The following is a 15,447-nucleotide window of genomic DNA, read 5'->3' as shown; positions in this document are numbered from 1 at the left end:
GGGTTCAGGCGGCGGCAGAACCCAGGAACTCCGTCACCGTCTTCACGAACTCGTCCTCCTTCTCGAAGAACATGACGTGACCCGCGTCGATCTCCGCGTACGAGCTGTCCGCGATCGCCGCGTGCAGCTCCCGGCTGTTCTCCACCGGGATCGTGGCGTCCTGCGTCGCGCCCACCACCAGCGTCTCCGCCGTGATCCGAGGCAGCAGGGCCCGGATGTCGACCTCCAGGTCCAGCGCCACGTGCCGCAGCGTGCCCGCCGTCGGCGGCATGTTCGGGATCAGCGCCTCGACGCCCTCACGGCCGATCGCGTTCAGGAAACCCCGGCTGAACCCCGTCATCGTCACGCTCCGCCCGAACCCCGCCGGATCGAACTCCCCGAGCCGCTGCCACAGCGTGAACAGGTTCCGCATGTACTCGTCGCCCCCGGTGTACGCCCACCCCGCCACCAGCACCAGCCGCCCGACCAGATCCGGCCGCAGCGCCGCCACCGCCGCCGACACCGGCGCCCCCATCGAGAACCCCAGCAGATCCACCGCCCCGAGCCCCGCCTCCTCGATCACCGCGATCACCTGCCCGGCCAGCACCTCCACCGTCAGCGCGCCCCCGTCATCCACCGTCCGGTCCGCCCCCGACAGATCCACCGTCACCACCCGGCGGTCCGGCGTGAACCGCGGCGCGGTCTGCCCCCAGTTGATCGCCGCACCACCGGACCCGGTCCCGTGCACGAGCAGCAGCGCGGGGCCGTCCCCCGAGCCTTCGACGTCGTAGTGGACCTGCGCGGTGCCGACGGTGACGGTGGCCATGATGGTTTCCCCCTGTGGAGTGGAGTGGAGTGGAGTGGAGTGGAGTGGAGTGGAGCGGAGTCGGTCTGTGTCTCTGTCTCTGTCTCTGTCGAGGCGGCGAGTGCCTGCCGCCTGACACCGATGACTCTGCCGACCACCGGCCGCCCCCGGGAGAGCCCTCCCGACCCTGGGATCGCCGATCCCAGGTTGAGCGCCGGAGCGATCTCAGGGGGACCCGCGATCCCTGGAACCGCCCCCACCCCTCCGGCAGGATGATCCACATGACGACGATCGACCGCCGCGAACTGGCCGACTTCCTGCGCCGCTCCCGCGACCGGGTACGCCCGCAGGACGCGGGCCTGCCGACCGGCCCCCGGCGCCGCACCCCCGGGCTCCGCCGCGAAGAGGTCGCGCAGCTCGCCGGGATGTCGGCGGACTACTACATACGCCTTGAGCAGGCACGGGGCCCGCAGCCGTCGCCGCAGATGCTCGCCGCGCTCGCCCGCGCCCTCCGCCTCGACACCGACGAGCGCGACCACCTCCACCTGCTCGCCGGCCACCGCCCGCCCGCCGGCCCCACCGCCGGCGACCACGTCTCACCGGGCCTGCTGCACCTGCTCGACCAGCTGGATTCGACCCCCGCGCAGGTCCTGAGCGACCTCGGCGACGTCCTCGCGCAGAACGCGATGGCCCGCGCCCTGCTCGGCGGCGTGTGCACCGTGTCGGAACACGGCCGGAACGTCGTCTGGAACTGGTTCGCCGACGACCGCGCCCGCGCCGCCTATCCCGCCGACGAGCACGCGTACTACAGCCGCCTCCACGTCGCCGACCTGCGCGCCGCCGTCGGCCGCCGCTCCGGCGACCCCGCCTCCACCCGCCTCGTCGAGCGGCTCCGCGACGCGAGCCCGGAGTTCACCGAACTCTGGGCCCGCCACGAGGTCGCCGTCCGCCGCCACAGCCGCATGCGCGTCGTCCACCCCGTCATCGGCCCCGTCGACCTCGACTGCCAAGTCCTCCTCGCCCCCGACGGCGACCAGCGCCTCGTCCTCCACACCCCACCCCCCGGCACGGACTCCGGCGACCGCCTGGCCCTCCTCCGCGTGGTGGGCACGGAACAGTTCGCCGCACCCTGAACTACGGACGAACCGACGGCGGCGCGCCCGCCGAACGGCCGTCGCCGCGCCGCCGTATCCGCGGATCGACCGGCGGCGCGCGCTCGCCGTCCGGCCGCTACCGCACCACCGCATCCGCGGATCAGCAGGCGGCGCGCCCGCCGAACGGCTACCGCCGCCGCGCGGCCGCACCGCCGCACCCCCCGTATCCGCAAATCAACCGGCCGCGCGCTCGCCCAACGGCCGTCGCCGCAGAGCGGGTTCGGTCAGTACGGGGGAGCGCCAGGCCCCGTCGGGCTGGTAGAGGTTCGTCCCGGGCGGCACGATCGCGTCGATCCGGTCGAGCACCTCGTCGGTGAGGACGACCGGCGCGCCCTTCAGCAGCCCCTCCAGCTGCTCCATCGTCCGCGGCCCGATGATCACGGAGGTCACCGCCGGGTGCGCGGCCGCGAAGGCGATGGCGAGCTCGGGCAGGCTGCACCCGATCTCGTCCGCGAGCGCCACGAACTCCTCGACGGCGTCGAGCTTCGCGGCGTTGACGGGCAGCGAGGGGTCGAACCGGTGCGGGGTCAGCGCCGGCCGCCCGCTGCTCAGGTCGATCGGCGCACCCTTCCGGTACTTCCCGGTCAGGAAGCCGGACGCGAGCGGACTCCAGGTCAGCACCCCCATCCCGTACCGCTGTGCCACCGGCAGCACGGACGTCTCCACGCCTCGCGCGAGCAGCGAGTACGGCGGCTGCTCGGAGCGGAACCTGCGCAGCCCGCGCCGCTCGGCGACGGCGTGCGCCTCGACGATCTCCTCGGCCGGGAACGTCGAGCAGCCGAACGCCCGGATCTTCCCCTGCGTCACGAGGTCACCGAGGACGTCGAGGGTCTCCTCGATGTCCGTACGGTGGTCGGGCCGATGGACCTGGTAGAGGTCGATCCAGTCCGTCCCCAGCCGCTTCAGGCTGTTCTCCACGGCGAGCGTGATCCAACGCCGTGACGACCCACCCTTGTTCGGCCCCTCCCCGCCCATCGGGAAGTACACCTTCGTCGCGAGGACCGTCTCCTCCCGCCGCTTGCGGTCAAGCAGCGCCTTCCCGACGATCTCCTCGGACTCCCCGGCCGAGTACATGTCCGCCGTGTCCACGAAGTTGATGCCCTGATCCAGAGCCGCGTGAATGATCCGTACGGACTCCTGATGGTCCGGATTCCCCACCGCCCCGAACATCATCGTGCCGAGGCAATACGTACTGACTTCGATCCCGGTCCCACCGAGTACCCGATAGCGCATGCGCGCACTCTAGGAACTGGAGTGCACTCCAAGGCAAGGGCCCACAGCCCCCAACCTCCGGACCCGCGACCTCCGGACCCCCGACCTCCGGACCCCCAACCCCCCGGCCCCCAACCCCCGGACCCGCGACCTACGCCGCCCCGGCCCCAAGGAAGTCGACGATCAGCCGGTGCAGCACCTCCGGCCGCTCCAGATGCACGTCATGTCCGGTGCCGGGCACGCTCGCCCCGTAAAGCCCCGGCCGCAGCCGCACCATCTCCGCGTACTCATCGCCGCCGATGATCCCGCCCTGCGCGCCCTCGCCGAGCACGGCGAGCGTGGGGCAGGCGACGGTCTCCCACTCGCCCCAGAAGGCGCGGGCGGCGTTGTCGTCGAGGGAGCGCACCATGAACTCGGGGTCGAAGCGCGGCCACAGTCCGCCGTCCCGCTCCTCCAGCCCGTCCGCCCAGCCCTCGCCGACGGCGTCCTTCCCGCCCCCCAGGTACGCGACGGCCTCCCGCCGCGAGGGAAACGGCACCGGCCATCCCCGCAGCCAGCCCCCGATCATTTCCTGCGTGCCCGGATCCGAGCCTCCGGGCCCCGCCTCGACGAGCACGAGCGCCCGCGGCAGCGCGGGGTGCGCCGCCCCGGCGAGAAACGCCGTGTGCCCACCGAGCGACTGACCGATCAACACGGGCTTTTCAAGGCCGAGTTCCTCGACGATGGCGACGACATCGGAGACGTACGCGCTCCGCGACGCGTCCTCCGGCCGCCGCTCGCTGGCACCGTGCCCCCGCTGGTCGAGCGCGACGACCCGGAAACCGGCGTCCCTCAGCAGCCGCGCGGTCGCGTCCCACTCCCCGCTCTGCCCGGCCAGCCCGTGAAGCAGGAGTACGTCGACCCCGTCCCCTCCCCAGTCGCGACAGACCAGCCGCACCCCGTCCCGCACGACAACCCGCTCAGCCCAGCTCATCGACTTCATCCCCTCATCCCCTCATCCCCTCATCCTCGCCTACGGGTTGAGCAACTGATCCGCGACCGCGGTACGGGCGTACAGCACCGACCGCCCACTGCGGTGAGCGGTGACGAGACCCGCGTTCCGCAGCGCGATGAGGTGCTGCGAGACCCCGGCGGCGGACAGCCCGCACTGCGCGGCGAGCTGGGTCGTGGACGCCGGCGTGTCGAGCTCGGTCAGCAGCAGGGTCCGCGACCGCCCGAGCACCGCGGCGACGGCGTCCGTGGCCGTGGTGGTACGGGCTTCCCACACGGCCCCGAACCCCCTTGCCGGATACGCCAGCTGGGGCGGGTCGGGATGCGCCGACCGCGTGAGCACCCGCGGCCAGGCGAACACCGACGGCACGAGCAACAGCCCGGAGCCCGCCTGGTCCCGCGTGAGCCCGCAGTGACGGCGCACCAGCCGCAACGTCCCGTCGTCCCACCGCACCGTCTCGTGCAGCTCGCTCAGCACCCGCGCCGAACCATGCTCGGCCACCTGCCGCGCCCGATGAAAGACATCCGCCTCAAGCACCTTCTGGATCCGCGCCCAGTAAGGCGCGAGCGCCACCTCCCAGTACGCCTCCACCTCCTCGACGACCTTCCGCAACCCCACCTCCGGCGCCTCCCGCAGCACCTCCCACCGCGGATTCGGCCCCCCACCCGGCCCGTCCCCCTTCGCCCCGAGCATCTCCAGATCGCCCCGCACCCGCTCACCGGGCGTCCTCCGCAGCGCGTCGAGCTCCTCCTCCAGCGTGGGAAACGGCCCCGCGGGCGTCGGATTCAGAAAGTCGGCCAGATACCCGTGCGCGGGCACCAGCGCCGCGAGCCACCCGCGATCGAGCCCGGCCCGCACGACCCTCGGCCGCACCTGCTCGACCCACCGCCGGTGCGGCCCGCCATCCGGCTGGCGCATGAGCACCCGGTAACTCGTCACCACCTCCCACATGGGCGAGACGGCGAACCGCGTCTGAGCAAGATCGGCGGCGGAAAAACTCAGCCCGGATTCCACAGCTCGCATCCCCTCATCCCTCATCCACCCCGATTGGATTCGGCGACAGCTTAATCATTGGAGACCCCCAGAGCCCGAGGAGCAACCTCCCCCCATGCCCTCCTCACCCTCCTCCTTCCGCGGCCTCCCGCCCCTCGTCTGGACGATCTTCGCCGGCACGGTCATCAACCGCCTCGGCTACCTCGTCACCCCGTTCCTCGTCTTCTTCCTCGCCTCGCGCGGAGTGACCGGCGCCGACACCTCGTACGTCCTCGGCGCCCTCGGCGCGGGCAACCTCCTCGGCCCCGCCATCGGCGGCATCCTCGCCGACCGCATCGGCCGCCGCCCCACCATGCTCATCGGCCTCATCGGCGCCTCCGTCGCACAAGGCGCGCTCTTCATCGCCCCCGGCGTCTGGACCATGGCCGCCGCCGCCCTCCTGATCAGCGCCGCCGGCAGCACCGTGCCCCCCGCCGCCTACGCCCTCCTCGCCGACGCCGTCACCGGCGACCACCGCCGCCGCGCCTACGCCCTCTTCGGCTGGGGCGTCAACATCGGCACCGCCATCGCCGGCCTCCTCGGCGGCTACCTCGCCGCCCACGGCTACTGGCTCCTCTTCGCCATCGACGCCGGCTCCATGCTCCTGTACGCCCTCGTCGTCACCCTCCGCCTCCCGGAACCGCCCCGCACGCCCAAACAGGCCACGTCCGAGACCGAACCTTCGGAGACCGGCAGAGGCGGGGACGGCATCGGCTACGGAGTAGTCCTCCGAGACCCCCTCGCCCGCCTCCTCCTCCCCCTCTTCGGCATCCAGCTGTTCGTCTACTCCCTCACCGAGGTCGCCCTCCCCCTCGCGATCCACGACAGCGGCCTCTCCCCGGCGGTCTACGGAGCGATGGCGGCGGTCAACGCCGTCCTGGTCGTCGCACTCCAGCCGTTCGCGACGTCCTGGCTCGCCCGCCTCCCGCAACTCGCCGTCCAGAGCGCGGGCAGCGGCCTCATCGCCCTGGGCGTCGCCCTCACCGGCCTCGCCGACGGCATCGCCGGCTACACGCTCTCGGTCGTCGTCTGGTCCCTCGGCGAAGTGATCGTCGCGGGCATCGCGGCCGCCGTCATCGCCAACCTGGCCCCCTCCCACGCCCGCGGCCGCTACCAGGGCGCCTTCAGCTGGACCTGGGGCGCCGCCCGCTTCGCTGCCCTCACCCTCGGCGTCGCCACCTACACGACCCTCAGCCCCGCCACCCTCTGGTGGACAGCCCTCATCGCCGGCACCACCACCGCGGCCGCCACCCTCGCCCTCAACTCCCAGGTCACCCGCCGCACCACCCACACCCTCGCGGCATGACCGGCAAGGAAGCCGCCCCTACTTCCCCTCGGCCAACGTGTAGGCCACGAGCGCGTTCGCATGCCCATGCCCCAACCCGTACTCCGACTTCAGCCACGCCACCAGCTCCATGTGCTTCCCCAGCGGCGACGCCCGAATCAACTCCTGCCACTCCCCAACAGGCCGCCCGTACTTCTTCTCGATGGACGGAAAGTAGCTGGCAGGCCCCTTGACGACGTTCTCGGCCACGACGATCTCCTCACTCCTCAGTAGGTCACCCGACCACTAAGACCCCCACCACCCCAAAAACTAATCGCTCCCCATCCCTCAATCCCGCCGAATCTGCTCAGGGTCCACATGCCGTCGCACCATCGGCACCGACGCCACCCCGGCCGCGACCATCACCCCCAACGCCCCCGCCACCAACACCGGCAACCCCTCCCAGTCCCAATGCACCGCCCCACCCCCGGTGATCAGATAACTCGACTCCGCCAACCACCCGGCCACCACCGCCGCCCCCAGCCCCACCCCCAACGGCACCACCACCTGCACCACCTGCACCAACCTCAACGTCCCCGCCCTCGCCCCCAACAACACCAACGCCGCCACCTCCCCCCGCCTCTCCATCCCCCTGTCCGCCACCGACACCACAAACGCCGCCACCCCAATAACCAGCCCCAACCCCATCCCCACCACCAACAAACTCCGAATCACCCTCAACTGCGCCACCGCATCCACCACCACCCCCACCGCCTCCACCCCCGCCGTAGGCGCCACCCCCCCAACCCCGTCCAACACCCTCCGCACCGTCCCCTCATCCGACCCACTCACCAACGTCAACGTCCCCTCCTCATCCGCCATCCCACTAGGCAGAAGCGAAGGAGGCACGAGCAACGTGCCCGAATCGAAGACCGACAGGTCCCAGGCACGGACATCAATCCGGCCTTGCGGCACGGTGAGCATGACCTTCCGTCCGTTCTGCAACGCGAAGGGATAGCGCTCTCCGGGCCTCGGGTCGTATCGGAGCGGCCGACGGTCATCGCGCAGCTGCATGACTTTGCCGTCCACGCAGCCCGTAGCCCGCTGGGTGGCTGCGGCGAGCTGTGTGCAGGTTGCAACCACCAAATCTGCGTGCGGGACGTCGCTCCCGTCCAACGGATCCCATGAGGTGTACGAGAGGACCTGTTGCGTCACCCCGGGGACCTGAGCCAGATCCATCCGTTGACCAGGCCGCAGGTCGTTCAGCTTGATTGAGTACTCCTGAAGGGGCGACGTTCTCCGGCTGACCTGGTCCAGTTCGATGAGAACCCCTTGAGCGAGGGAGGCCCCGAACACCAGCAAGACCAGCCCAGTGATCACATGGAGCGACGCCCCCGGATCCACCTCCGTCCGGCGCATGGCGAGTGTCAGCGGGAGTGACCGTGCAGCTCTTGCCAGTCGTGTCGCCAACGATGCAGTGATCGGTGCCAACCCGAGGACGAGTCCGGCACCAGTCAGCAGAACGGCGCTGGGAATCAGCACGGTGCTAGTAGAGCCACCCGACGGGTCACGCCCCGCGAGGCTTAGCGCGCAGTATCCGCCGATAACACCGAGTCCAGGCAGAAGAAGCAGCGCTCCGAACCTTCGCGGACGCTTCCGTTCACCGGTCCGTCTCACGTTGATCGGTGAGAATGCCGCCCGGCGGGCACTGAATTGCCCCACCACCCACGCAAGAGTTGGACACCCGACCAGGCATGTTGCAAGCGTGGACCATTCGGGCCAACCATCTGCCGGGTACCAGCGAATCCCGGGCAGCCCGACCCGCGCCACCACTTCATTGACCCCGAGGTACCCGACGATTCCGAGCAAGGCCCCAGCGAATGCGGCTGTCACACTTTCGGCGGCATTGACCCGCAGGGTGTCCTTCGCGCTGAGCCCGACAAGCCGCAGAGCGGCAAGCCGACGCGCACGGGATTCGCTGGAGAGACGTGCACAGACGGAGAGGAAGATGACGAGAGGGAGGAGAACGATGCACCCGAGGGTGAAGCGGAGAATGTCGATCGTCGATGGCTCGATGATCTCCTGCTTGGAGTACTTACTCCCGAAGCTGTCGAGTGGTACTGCGTCGGGTAGGGCATCAGCGGTGGTGCCGATGTAGGCGTACAAGTCGTCCTGGCCCCCCAGCCCATCCGCCCCGATGATGCCTGTCACACGTCCAGGTACCAGTCCGGATGCAGCTGGATGTGCTGCCAAGACTTCCCGCAGTTTCGGTGAGATGACTGCCTCGCCGGCTTCCGGAAGTCGTGAGATGCCTGGTGGGACGGGTCCGTGACCTGGCTTCGTGCGTGCGACGAAGAGCCGACGGAGTGGTTGCGCTCCGTACGGGTCGTTGCGTTCCACGTGCTGGAACGTGCTGGTGGAGTCCCCGGGGCGGGGCTCGCGGGCCGCGGTTCGGGCATCGTGGGCCGCGAGGATTGAGGGAATGGAGAGAACGGCGATCAGGCAGGCCACGCCGAGTGCTGAGCCGAGGGCCATTAGGAGAAAACGGATGCGTCCTCTGCGCTCGCTTCCCAAGAGCAGGCGCATGCCGAGGAGTAAGGCGTTCACACCGTCACCCGGTGGGTCAGGACGCCGTCCGTCATCGTGTACTGCTTGTCTGCCTTCGCTGCCACGTCGTTGGCGTGCGTGACGATGACTACTGCGGTCTCTTGACGGCGAGCGAGGTCGAGGAACTCGCTCAACACGGTCTCCGCGTTAGCGCTGTCGAGTGCCCCGGTCGGTTCGTCTGCGAACACCACATCCGGCTGGTGTACCAGTGCTCGAGCGACAGCTACCCGTTGGCTTTGACCACCTGACAGCTTTGAGGTCCGACGGCGTAGCAGGTCGCCCAGTCCAAGTCGGCCCAGTACTTGTCCGGCGACCGCATGCGCGTGTTCCTTGCTGATTCCGGCCAGACGTAGCGGAAGCGCAGCATTTTCCTCGACAGTCAGTTCCGGAAGGAGTTCTCCATATTGGAAGACGAAGCCAAGTCGGCTGCGGCGCAACGCGCTCAGCTCTCCATCAGGGAGGGATCCCAGATCGATACCATCGAAGACCACCCGGCCATCGGTGGGAGGCAAGATTCCGGCGAGGCAGTACAGCAGAGATGACTTCCCCGAGCCACTGCTGCCCATGATGGCGGCAACTTCTCCCCGCTGGAGTGTGAAGTCAACGCCGCGTACGGCCTGAGACTCGCCGTAGAAGAGATCCACGCCCTCGGCGCGGAGGATGGTGTCCATCGTGTTGGGGCTCTCTGGAAGGGGGAGCCGCAGGGACGGCTCCCCAGGCCGGCGACTAGTTGCGTGAGAACTTCTGCAGCTTCGCGCAGTTGTCCGGACGCAGAGCCCCTCGGTCTCGGCACAGCTGCACGTCCACGTCGCGGGTCACCAAGAGCGCTGGGTCCTTGAGAACCTCGTCGATCTTGACGGTCCCCCTCTGAACGCCCTTGATGCGGCGCTCCGGGTATGCGGCGATCTGCACCTCGAGGTAGACGTTATGGCCGTCGCCGGCGGACTCATCGGCCAACCGCCCCTGTACGTGGAGCCCGCTCGGGGGCTGGTCCTTGGGCTGCCACTTGTACCTGCCGACGAACTTGGCGCCGGTCGTCTGCATCGTCCAGGAGTGCCATGAGTCGGCCGCCGCCACCCCCATCCCCCCAAAGAACAACCCCGCAGCCACCACCACTGAAGCCAACTTCCGCATCGATAACCCCTGTTTGGTCGAGCGCCGACTGGTCATCACAGAAAGTATCGGCATGACTACATACGGATGCCCGCAGTAACGTCCCTCCCTCTGATGACCCCCCGAACCGGTGAACGGGGGTTTGTCGCGTGACAGGGCGGGTGGGGCGGCCTGGGCATGGAAAAGCCCGGACCGCGACGGGGCAGGCGCGTCGCGGTCCGGGAGCAGGGGAGTGGGGGAATGGGGTGGGGCGGGGGTCAGGAGGAGAAGACCTCGCGGAGCTTGGCTTCCTTGTCGGTGTCCAGGTTGGACTGGATGAGCTCGGCGTGACCCGTGGGGAACGCGGCGCGGACGCGGTCGACGACGGCGTCGGTGGAGAGGAGGAAGAGCGCGGAACTGCCGGGCGTGACCTTGGACTTCACCGAGTCGATGAAGTCGTCGTCGATGCCGACGTCGGCCATCTTGCCGCCCAGCGCGCCGGCTGCCGCACCGACCGCCGCGCCGAGGAGGGGCATGAAGAAGAGGAGCCCGAAGAGCATGCCCCAGAAGGTGCCGGAGAGGGCGCCGGCGCCGGTGAGGTTGTTGAGCTGCTTCGTCTTGGGCTTGCTCGCGTCGGCGGGCCAGCTGACCGTGGCGGCGTCGAGCACCTTGATGAGCTCTTGCTTCTGCAGCTGCAGCAAGGTGTCCTCGACGGCTGCGGCACCCTCGGGCGCATCGAACTTCCACACGGTCAACGTGGCCATGGCCAGCCTCCAGAAGCGCGCCCTGTGGCGCTTGGGATCGGATGGCCCCAGTAGATGCGATACGCGCAAAGCGCGCATCTCGGGCATAAACCCCGGGCGTGTCGCCCGCCTCCCCGGAACACCCCGCCCTGCACAACGTCGAAGGGCCCCACCGCGAACGGTGGGGCCCTTCGACAACGTGCCCGGTGAGGCACTGGCGGAGGATACGAGATTCGAACTCGTGAGGGGTTGCCCCCAACACGCTTTCCAAGCGTGCGCCCTAGGCCTCTAGGCGAATCCTCCGCCGCAAACAATACAAGACGTTGAGGGGTGCTCGCGAACGTGATCCGTTCGAGCACCCCTGGAGCGGACTCCGAGCCCGTACGGAGGAGCGGGACCGAGCGGCGGGACGGCGGACAAGATCCCCGGAGGGACGCGCCTGAAGTCCACCCGAGGTCCCACCGAAGACCCGCCCGGGAACCCGCCGAGGCCCAGCCGAAGACCTGCCCGGGAATCCACCGAGGTCCAGCCGAAGACCCGCCCGAGGTCCCGCCGAGGACCCGTCGAGGTCCAGCCCGGGAACCCGCCGAGGGTTCGCCGGCGACCGGCCCGAAATCCCGCCGAGGCCCCGCCCGAAATCCCGCAGAGGCTCCGCCCGGCACCCGCCCCAGACCCCCCCGACCGCAGGGGCACGGAGCGCTCCCCGGATCGGGTAGGCTGGGCGGAGCCCCTCACGCGGTGCTATCTGACTGAACTCCCCCAGGGCCGGAAGGCAGCAAGGGTAGGTCGGCTCTGGCAGGTGCGTGGGGGGCGCTTACGTTTCCGGAGCCGTGAGAGCCGATGGGGCCGGGGGGTCCGAGGTCAGGGCCCGGCCCGGACCGGCCATCCCGAGGCCCGGCCGCCCCCGCTCAGTGGTGGGGTTTTCCCGGGTTGTCGGTGGGCGCCTATAACCTCGTAGATGTGTCGTCTCTCGCGTTGTACCGCCGCTATCGCCCGGAGTCCTTTGCTGAGGTCATCGGGCAGGAGCATGTCACTGACCCGTTGCAGCAGGCGCTGCGGAACAACAGGGTCAATCACGCGTACCTGTTCAGTGGGCCGCGTGGGTGTGGGAAGACGACGAGTGCGCGGATCTTGGCGCGGTGTCTGAACTGTGAGCAGGGGCCGACGCCGACGCCGTGTGGGGAGTGTCAGTCGTGCAGGGATCTGGCGAGGAACGGGCCGGGGTCGATCGATGTGATCGAGATCGACGCGGCGTCGCACGGTGGTGTGGACGACGCGCGTGACCTGCGGGAGAAGGCGTTCTTCGGGCCGGCGTCGAGCAGGTACAAGATCTACATCATCGACGAGGCGCACATGGTCACGTCGGCGGGGTTCAACGCGCTGCTGAAGGTGGTGGAGGAGCCGCCGGAGCACTTGAAGTTCATCTTCGCGACGACGGAGCCCGAGAAGGTCATCGGGACGATCAGGTCGAGGACGCACCACTATCCGTTCCGGCTGGTGCCGCCGGGGACGCTGCGGGAGTACCTGGGAGAGGTGTGCGGGCGGGAGGGCATTCCGGTCGCGGACGGGGTGCTGCCGCTGGTGGTGCGGGCGGGCGCGGGGTCCGTGCGTGACTCGATGTCGGTGATGGACCAGCTGCTCGCGGGAGCGGCGGACGACGGTGTGACGTATGCCATGGCGACGTCGCTGCTGGGATATACGGACGGGTCGCTGCTGGACTCGGTGGTGGACTCGTTCGCTTCGGGGGACGGGGCCGCGGCCTTCGAGGTGGTGGACCGGGTCATCGAGGGCGGCAACGATCCGCGGAGGTTCGTGGCCGACCTGTTGGAGCGGCTGCGGGACCTGGTGATCCTGGCGGCGGTGCCGGACGCGGCGGAGAAGGGGCTCATCGACGCTCCGGCCGATGTGATCGAGCGGATGCAGGCCCAGGCGTCGGTGTTCGGTGCCGCCGAGCTGAGCCGGGCGGCCGACCTGGTGAACTCGGGTCTCACGGAGATGCGGGGGGCGACCTCGCCCCGGCTGCAGCTCGAACTGATCTGCGCGCGCGTGCTGCTGCCCGCCGCCTTCGACGACGAGCGTTCGCTGCTCGCCAGGCTCGACCGGCTGGAGCGTGGGGCCGCCGCGGCGCCCGCGCCCGTCTTCACGCCCGGACCGCCGCAGGCGGCCATGGGGTACGTGCCCGGGCCCGACGCCCATACGCCGATGGCCCCGCCGCCGCCCCCGCCGGCACCCGTACAAGCACCTGCACCTGTACACGCACCCGCGCCCGTACAAGCACCTGCGCCTGTACAAGCCGCTGCGCCCGTACAGGCGCAGCCAGCTCCGGATCAGGCCGGTCCGGCCGCGCCCCGTCCGGGTGCGTGGCCGGGGGCGGCGGCGCCCGGCAGTGGTGCGCCCGGCGCGTGGCCCGGCGCGGCGGCGCAGGGCGCCCCGGCGGCTGCGCCGCAGGCCGGTGCATGGCCGGGCGGGCAGGCCGCGCAGGCGCCCGCACCCGCGCCCGCTCCCGTACAGGCGCAGCCCGCGCCGGCGGCTCCGATGGCTCCGGCGGCCGGGGGAGGCGGTGGGGACGCGGCGCAGGTGCGGAATCTGTGGCCGCAGATTCTGGACGCGGTGAAGAACCGGCGGCGGTTCACCTGGATTCTGCTGAGTCAGAACGCGCAGGTGGCGGGCTTCGACGGGACGACGTTGCAGCTCGGATTCCTGAACGCCGGGGCGCGCGACAACTTCGCGAGCAGTGGCAGTGAGGACGTCCTGAAGCAGGCGCTCGCCGAGCAGTTCCATGTGAACTGGAAGATCGAGGCGATCATCGATCCGTCGGGCGGGGCGACGCCCCCGCCGGCCGCGACCGGCTTCGGCGGCTCGGGCGGCACCGGTGGCTTCGGCGGCGGGGGAGCGAACGGGGGCTTCGGCGGCGGTCGTCCCGCCGCGCCCGCGCCGGCGTTCCAGCAGGCGCCGCCGGCCGCTCCGGTGCAGGCGCAGCAGGCACCGGCCGCGTTCCCGCAGGCGGCGGCAGCGGCGCCGGCGCAGGCACCCGCGCCCGCGTACAGCCCGCCGGCGCCGCAGCCGGTGGCGCCCGAGGACGACGTGCCGGAGGAGGACGATCCGGACCTGGTGGACTCGGCGCTGTCGGGGCACGACCTGATCGTGCGGGAGCTGGGAGCCACTGTTGTGGAGGAATACACGAACGAGTAGGGGCGTCTCGCTCGGTGGCCCGCACAAGGGGCATCCCGGCCAGCGGGCTACCCTGGCTGGCGTGAAGGTCCTCGTCATCGGCGGCGGCGCCCGCGAACACGCCCTGTGCCGCTCTCTCTCCCTCGATCCCGACGTCACCGCTCTGCACTGCGCGCCCGGCAACGCCGGAATCGCGGAGGTCGCCGAGCTGCACCCCGTCGACCAACTGGACGGCGACGCCGTCGCGCGCCTCGCCACCGAGCTCGGCGCCGAACTCGTCGTGGTCGGCCCGGAGGCCCCGCTGGTCGCGGGTGTCGCCGACGCCGTCCGCGCGGCCGGCATCCCCGTCTTCGGCCCCTCCCAGGAGGCGGCGCTCCTCGAAGGCTCCAAGGCCTTCGCGAAGGACGTCATGGCCGGCGCGGGCGTGCCCACCGCCCGCAGCTACGTCTGTACGACCCCGGAGGAGATCGACGAGGCGCTCGACGCCTTCGGCGCTCCGTACGTGGTGAAGGACGACGGTCTGGCCGCCGGCAAGGGCGTCGTCGTCACCGAGGACGTCGAGCAGGCGCGGGCCCACGCGCTCGCCTGCGACCGGGTGGTCATCGAGGAGTACCTGGACGGCCCCGAGGTCTCCCTCTTCGCGATCACCGACGGCACGACCGTCCTCCCGCTGCAGCCGGCGCAGGACTTCAAGCGCGCGCTCGACGGCGACGAGGGTCCGAACACCGGTGGCATGGGCGCCTACTCGCCGCTGCCCTGGGCCGACCCGAAGCTGGTCGACGAGGTCCTCGCGACCGTCCTCCAGCCGACGGTCGACGAGCTGCGCCGCCGTGGCACGCCGTTCTCGGGTCTGCTGTACGCGGGTCTGGCGATCACCAGCCGCGGTGTCCGGGTCATCGAGTTCAACGCCCGCTTCGGCGACCCCGAGACCCAGGTGGTCCTGGCCCGTCTGAAGACCCCGCTCGCCGGTGTCCTGCTGAACTCGGCCAACGGCACGCTGGCCGACCAGGCCCCGCTGAGCTGGTCCGACGACGCGGCCGTCACCGTGGTCATCGCCTCCCACAACTACCCGGACACCCCGCGCACCGGCGACCCGATCGAGGGTCTCGCCGAGGTGGCGGAGCTGGACGCCCCGCACGCGTACGTGCTCCACGCGGGGACGAAGGCGGACGGTGGGAAGGTCGTCAGCGCGGGCGGCCGTGTCCTCTCGGTCACGGCGACCGGCGCGGACCTGGCGCAGGCGCGCGAGCGGGCGTACGCGGCGGTCGGCCGTATCCGCCTTGACGGTTCGCAGCACCGTACGGACATCGCGCGGAAGGCCGCCGAGGCCTGATTCCGGCGGATCCTGGCCGAGCCTGGCCGGTCCTGTCCGATTCCTCTTGTGGCCGTGTGGTGGA

At 70.5% G+C, this 15,447-nt stretch carries 13 protein-coding genes, 1 tRNA gene and 1 other RNA gene; 5 read left to right on the top strand and 10 right to left on the bottom strand.

Going from position 1 to position 15,447, the window contains the following annotated elements:
- Positions 1 to 4: 4 nt before the first annotated feature.
- On the bottom strand, positions 5 to 805 hold the full coding sequence (locus tag ACZ7G1_RS17875) for an alpha/beta fold hydrolase (RefSeq protein ID WP_470878117.1): 801 nt from the start codon (positions 803 to 805) through the stop codon (positions 5 to 7).
- 260 nt (positions 806 to 1,065) lie between these two features.
- On the opposite strand from ACZ7G1_RS17875, the gene ACZ7G1_RS17870 reads away from it, so the two are divergent.
- Positions 1,066 to 1,917: a helix-turn-helix transcriptional regulator gene (locus tag ACZ7G1_RS17870; protein ID WP_470878116.1), complete on the top strand. Its 852-nt coding sequence runs from the start codon at positions 1,066 to 1,068 to the stop codon at positions 1,915 to 1,917.
- A 195-nt stretch (positions 1,918 to 2,112) separates the two neighbouring features.
- Here the strand turns inward: ACZ7G1_RS17870 and ACZ7G1_RS17865 are convergent, their stop codons facing one another.
- From ACZ7G1_RS17865 to ACZ7G1_RS17855, 3 genes are all read right to left on the bottom strand, one after another.
- The gene (locus ACZ7G1_RS17865; protein ID WP_470878115.1) at positions 2,113 to 3,171 is read right to left on the bottom strand and encodes an aldo/keto reductase; all 1,059 of its coding nucleotides are present in this window, start codon (positions 3,169 to 3,171) and stop codon (positions 2,113 to 2,115) included.
- A 130-nt stretch (positions 3,172 to 3,301) separates the two neighbouring features.
- On the bottom strand, positions 3,302 to 4,123 hold the full coding sequence (locus tag ACZ7G1_RS17860; RefSeq protein WP_470878114.1) for an alpha/beta fold hydrolase: 822 nt from the start codon (positions 4,121 to 4,123) through the stop codon (positions 3,302 to 3,304).
- A gap of 39 nt (positions 4,124 to 4,162) precedes the next feature.
- The gene (locus ACZ7G1_RS17855; RefSeq protein WP_470878113.1) at positions 4,163 to 5,164 is read right to left on the bottom strand and encodes an ArsR/SmtB family transcription factor; all 1,002 of its coding nucleotides are present in this window, start codon (positions 5,162 to 5,164) and stop codon (positions 4,163 to 4,165) included.
- Positions 5,165 to 5,249: 85 nt separating this feature from the next.
- Here ACZ7G1_RS17855 and ACZ7G1_RS17850 point away from each other — a divergent pair, with 85 nt between their 5' ends.
- Positions 5,250 to 6,479: an MFS transporter gene (locus tag ACZ7G1_RS17850; RefSeq protein ID WP_470878112.1), complete on the top strand. Its 1,230-nt coding sequence runs from the start codon at positions 5,250 to 5,252 to the stop codon at positions 6,477 to 6,479.
- An 18-nt stretch (positions 6,480 to 6,497) separates the two neighbouring features.
- Here the strand turns inward: ACZ7G1_RS17850 and ACZ7G1_RS17845 are convergent, their stop codons facing one another.
- The 6 genes from ACZ7G1_RS17845 to ACZ7G1_RS17820 all read right to left on the bottom strand — a co-directional run bounded on the left by ACZ7G1_RS17845 (position 6,498) and on the right by ACZ7G1_RS17820 (position 11,182).
- On the bottom strand, positions 6,498 to 6,707 hold the full coding sequence (locus ACZ7G1_RS17845; RefSeq protein WP_470878111.1) for a DUF4287 domain-containing protein: 210 nt from the start codon (positions 6,705 to 6,707) through the stop codon (positions 6,498 to 6,500).
- A gap of 78 nt (positions 6,708 to 6,785) precedes the next feature.
- Positions 6,786 to 9,023, bottom strand: a complete 2,238-nt coding sequence (locus ACZ7G1_RS17840) for an FtsX-like permease family protein (protein WP_470878110.1) — start codon at positions 9,021 to 9,023, stop codon at positions 6,786 to 6,788.
- 17 nt (positions 9,024 to 9,040) lie between these two features.
- Positions 9,041 to 9,715, bottom strand: a complete 675-nt coding sequence (locus tag ACZ7G1_RS17835) for an ABC transporter ATP-binding protein (RefSeq protein WP_470878109.1) — start codon at positions 9,713 to 9,715, stop codon at positions 9,041 to 9,043.
- A gap of 55 nt (positions 9,716 to 9,770) precedes the next feature.
- Entirely contained in the window at positions 9,771 to 10,214 is a 444-nt protein-coding gene (locus ACZ7G1_RS17830; protein ID WP_470878108.1) for a hypothetical protein, read from the bottom strand.
- A gap of 200 nt (positions 10,215 to 10,414) precedes the next feature.
- A complete protein-coding gene (locus ACZ7G1_RS17825; protein WP_470878107.1) occupies positions 10,415 to 10,900 on the bottom strand; it encodes a DUF1269 domain-containing protein in 486 nt (161 codons plus the stop codon).
- Between the two features lie 194 nt (positions 10,901 to 11,094).
- A tRNA-Ser gene (locus tag ACZ7G1_RS17820) sits at positions 11,095 to 11,182 on the bottom strand.
- Positions 11,183 to 11,601: 419 nt separating this feature from the next.
- On the opposite strand from ACZ7G1_RS17820, the gene ffs reads away from it, so the two are divergent.
- The 3 genes from ffs (at position 11,602) to purD (ending at position 15,383) form a co-directional block, all read left to right on the top strand.
- Positions 11,602 to 11,700, top strand: an RNA gene (gene ffs / locus ACZ7G1_RS17815) — signal recognition particle sRNA small type.
- A 139-nt stretch (positions 11,701 to 11,839) separates the two neighbouring features.
- Positions 11,840 to 14,071 carry a DNA polymerase III subunit gamma and tau gene (locus tag ACZ7G1_RS17810; RefSeq protein WP_470878106.1) on the top strand — a complete coding sequence of 744 codons (2,232 nt, stop codon included), beginning with the start codon at positions 11,840 to 11,842 and terminating at the stop codon, positions 14,069 to 14,071.
- 61 nt (positions 14,072 to 14,132) lie between these two features.
- Positions 14,133 to 15,383: a phosphoribosylamine--glycine ligase gene (gene purD / locus ACZ7G1_RS17805; RefSeq protein WP_470878105.1), complete on the top strand. Its 1,251-nt coding sequence runs from the start codon at positions 14,133 to 14,135 to the stop codon at positions 15,381 to 15,383.
- The last annotated feature ends 64 nt before the right edge of the window (positions 15,384 to 15,447 follow it).

The sequence above is a fragment of the Streptomyces sp. NPDC037273 genome, from assembly GCF_055603625.1.
Note: the sequence above shows the minus strand (reverse complement) of the source record. Positions and strands in the feature narration are given on the sequence as shown.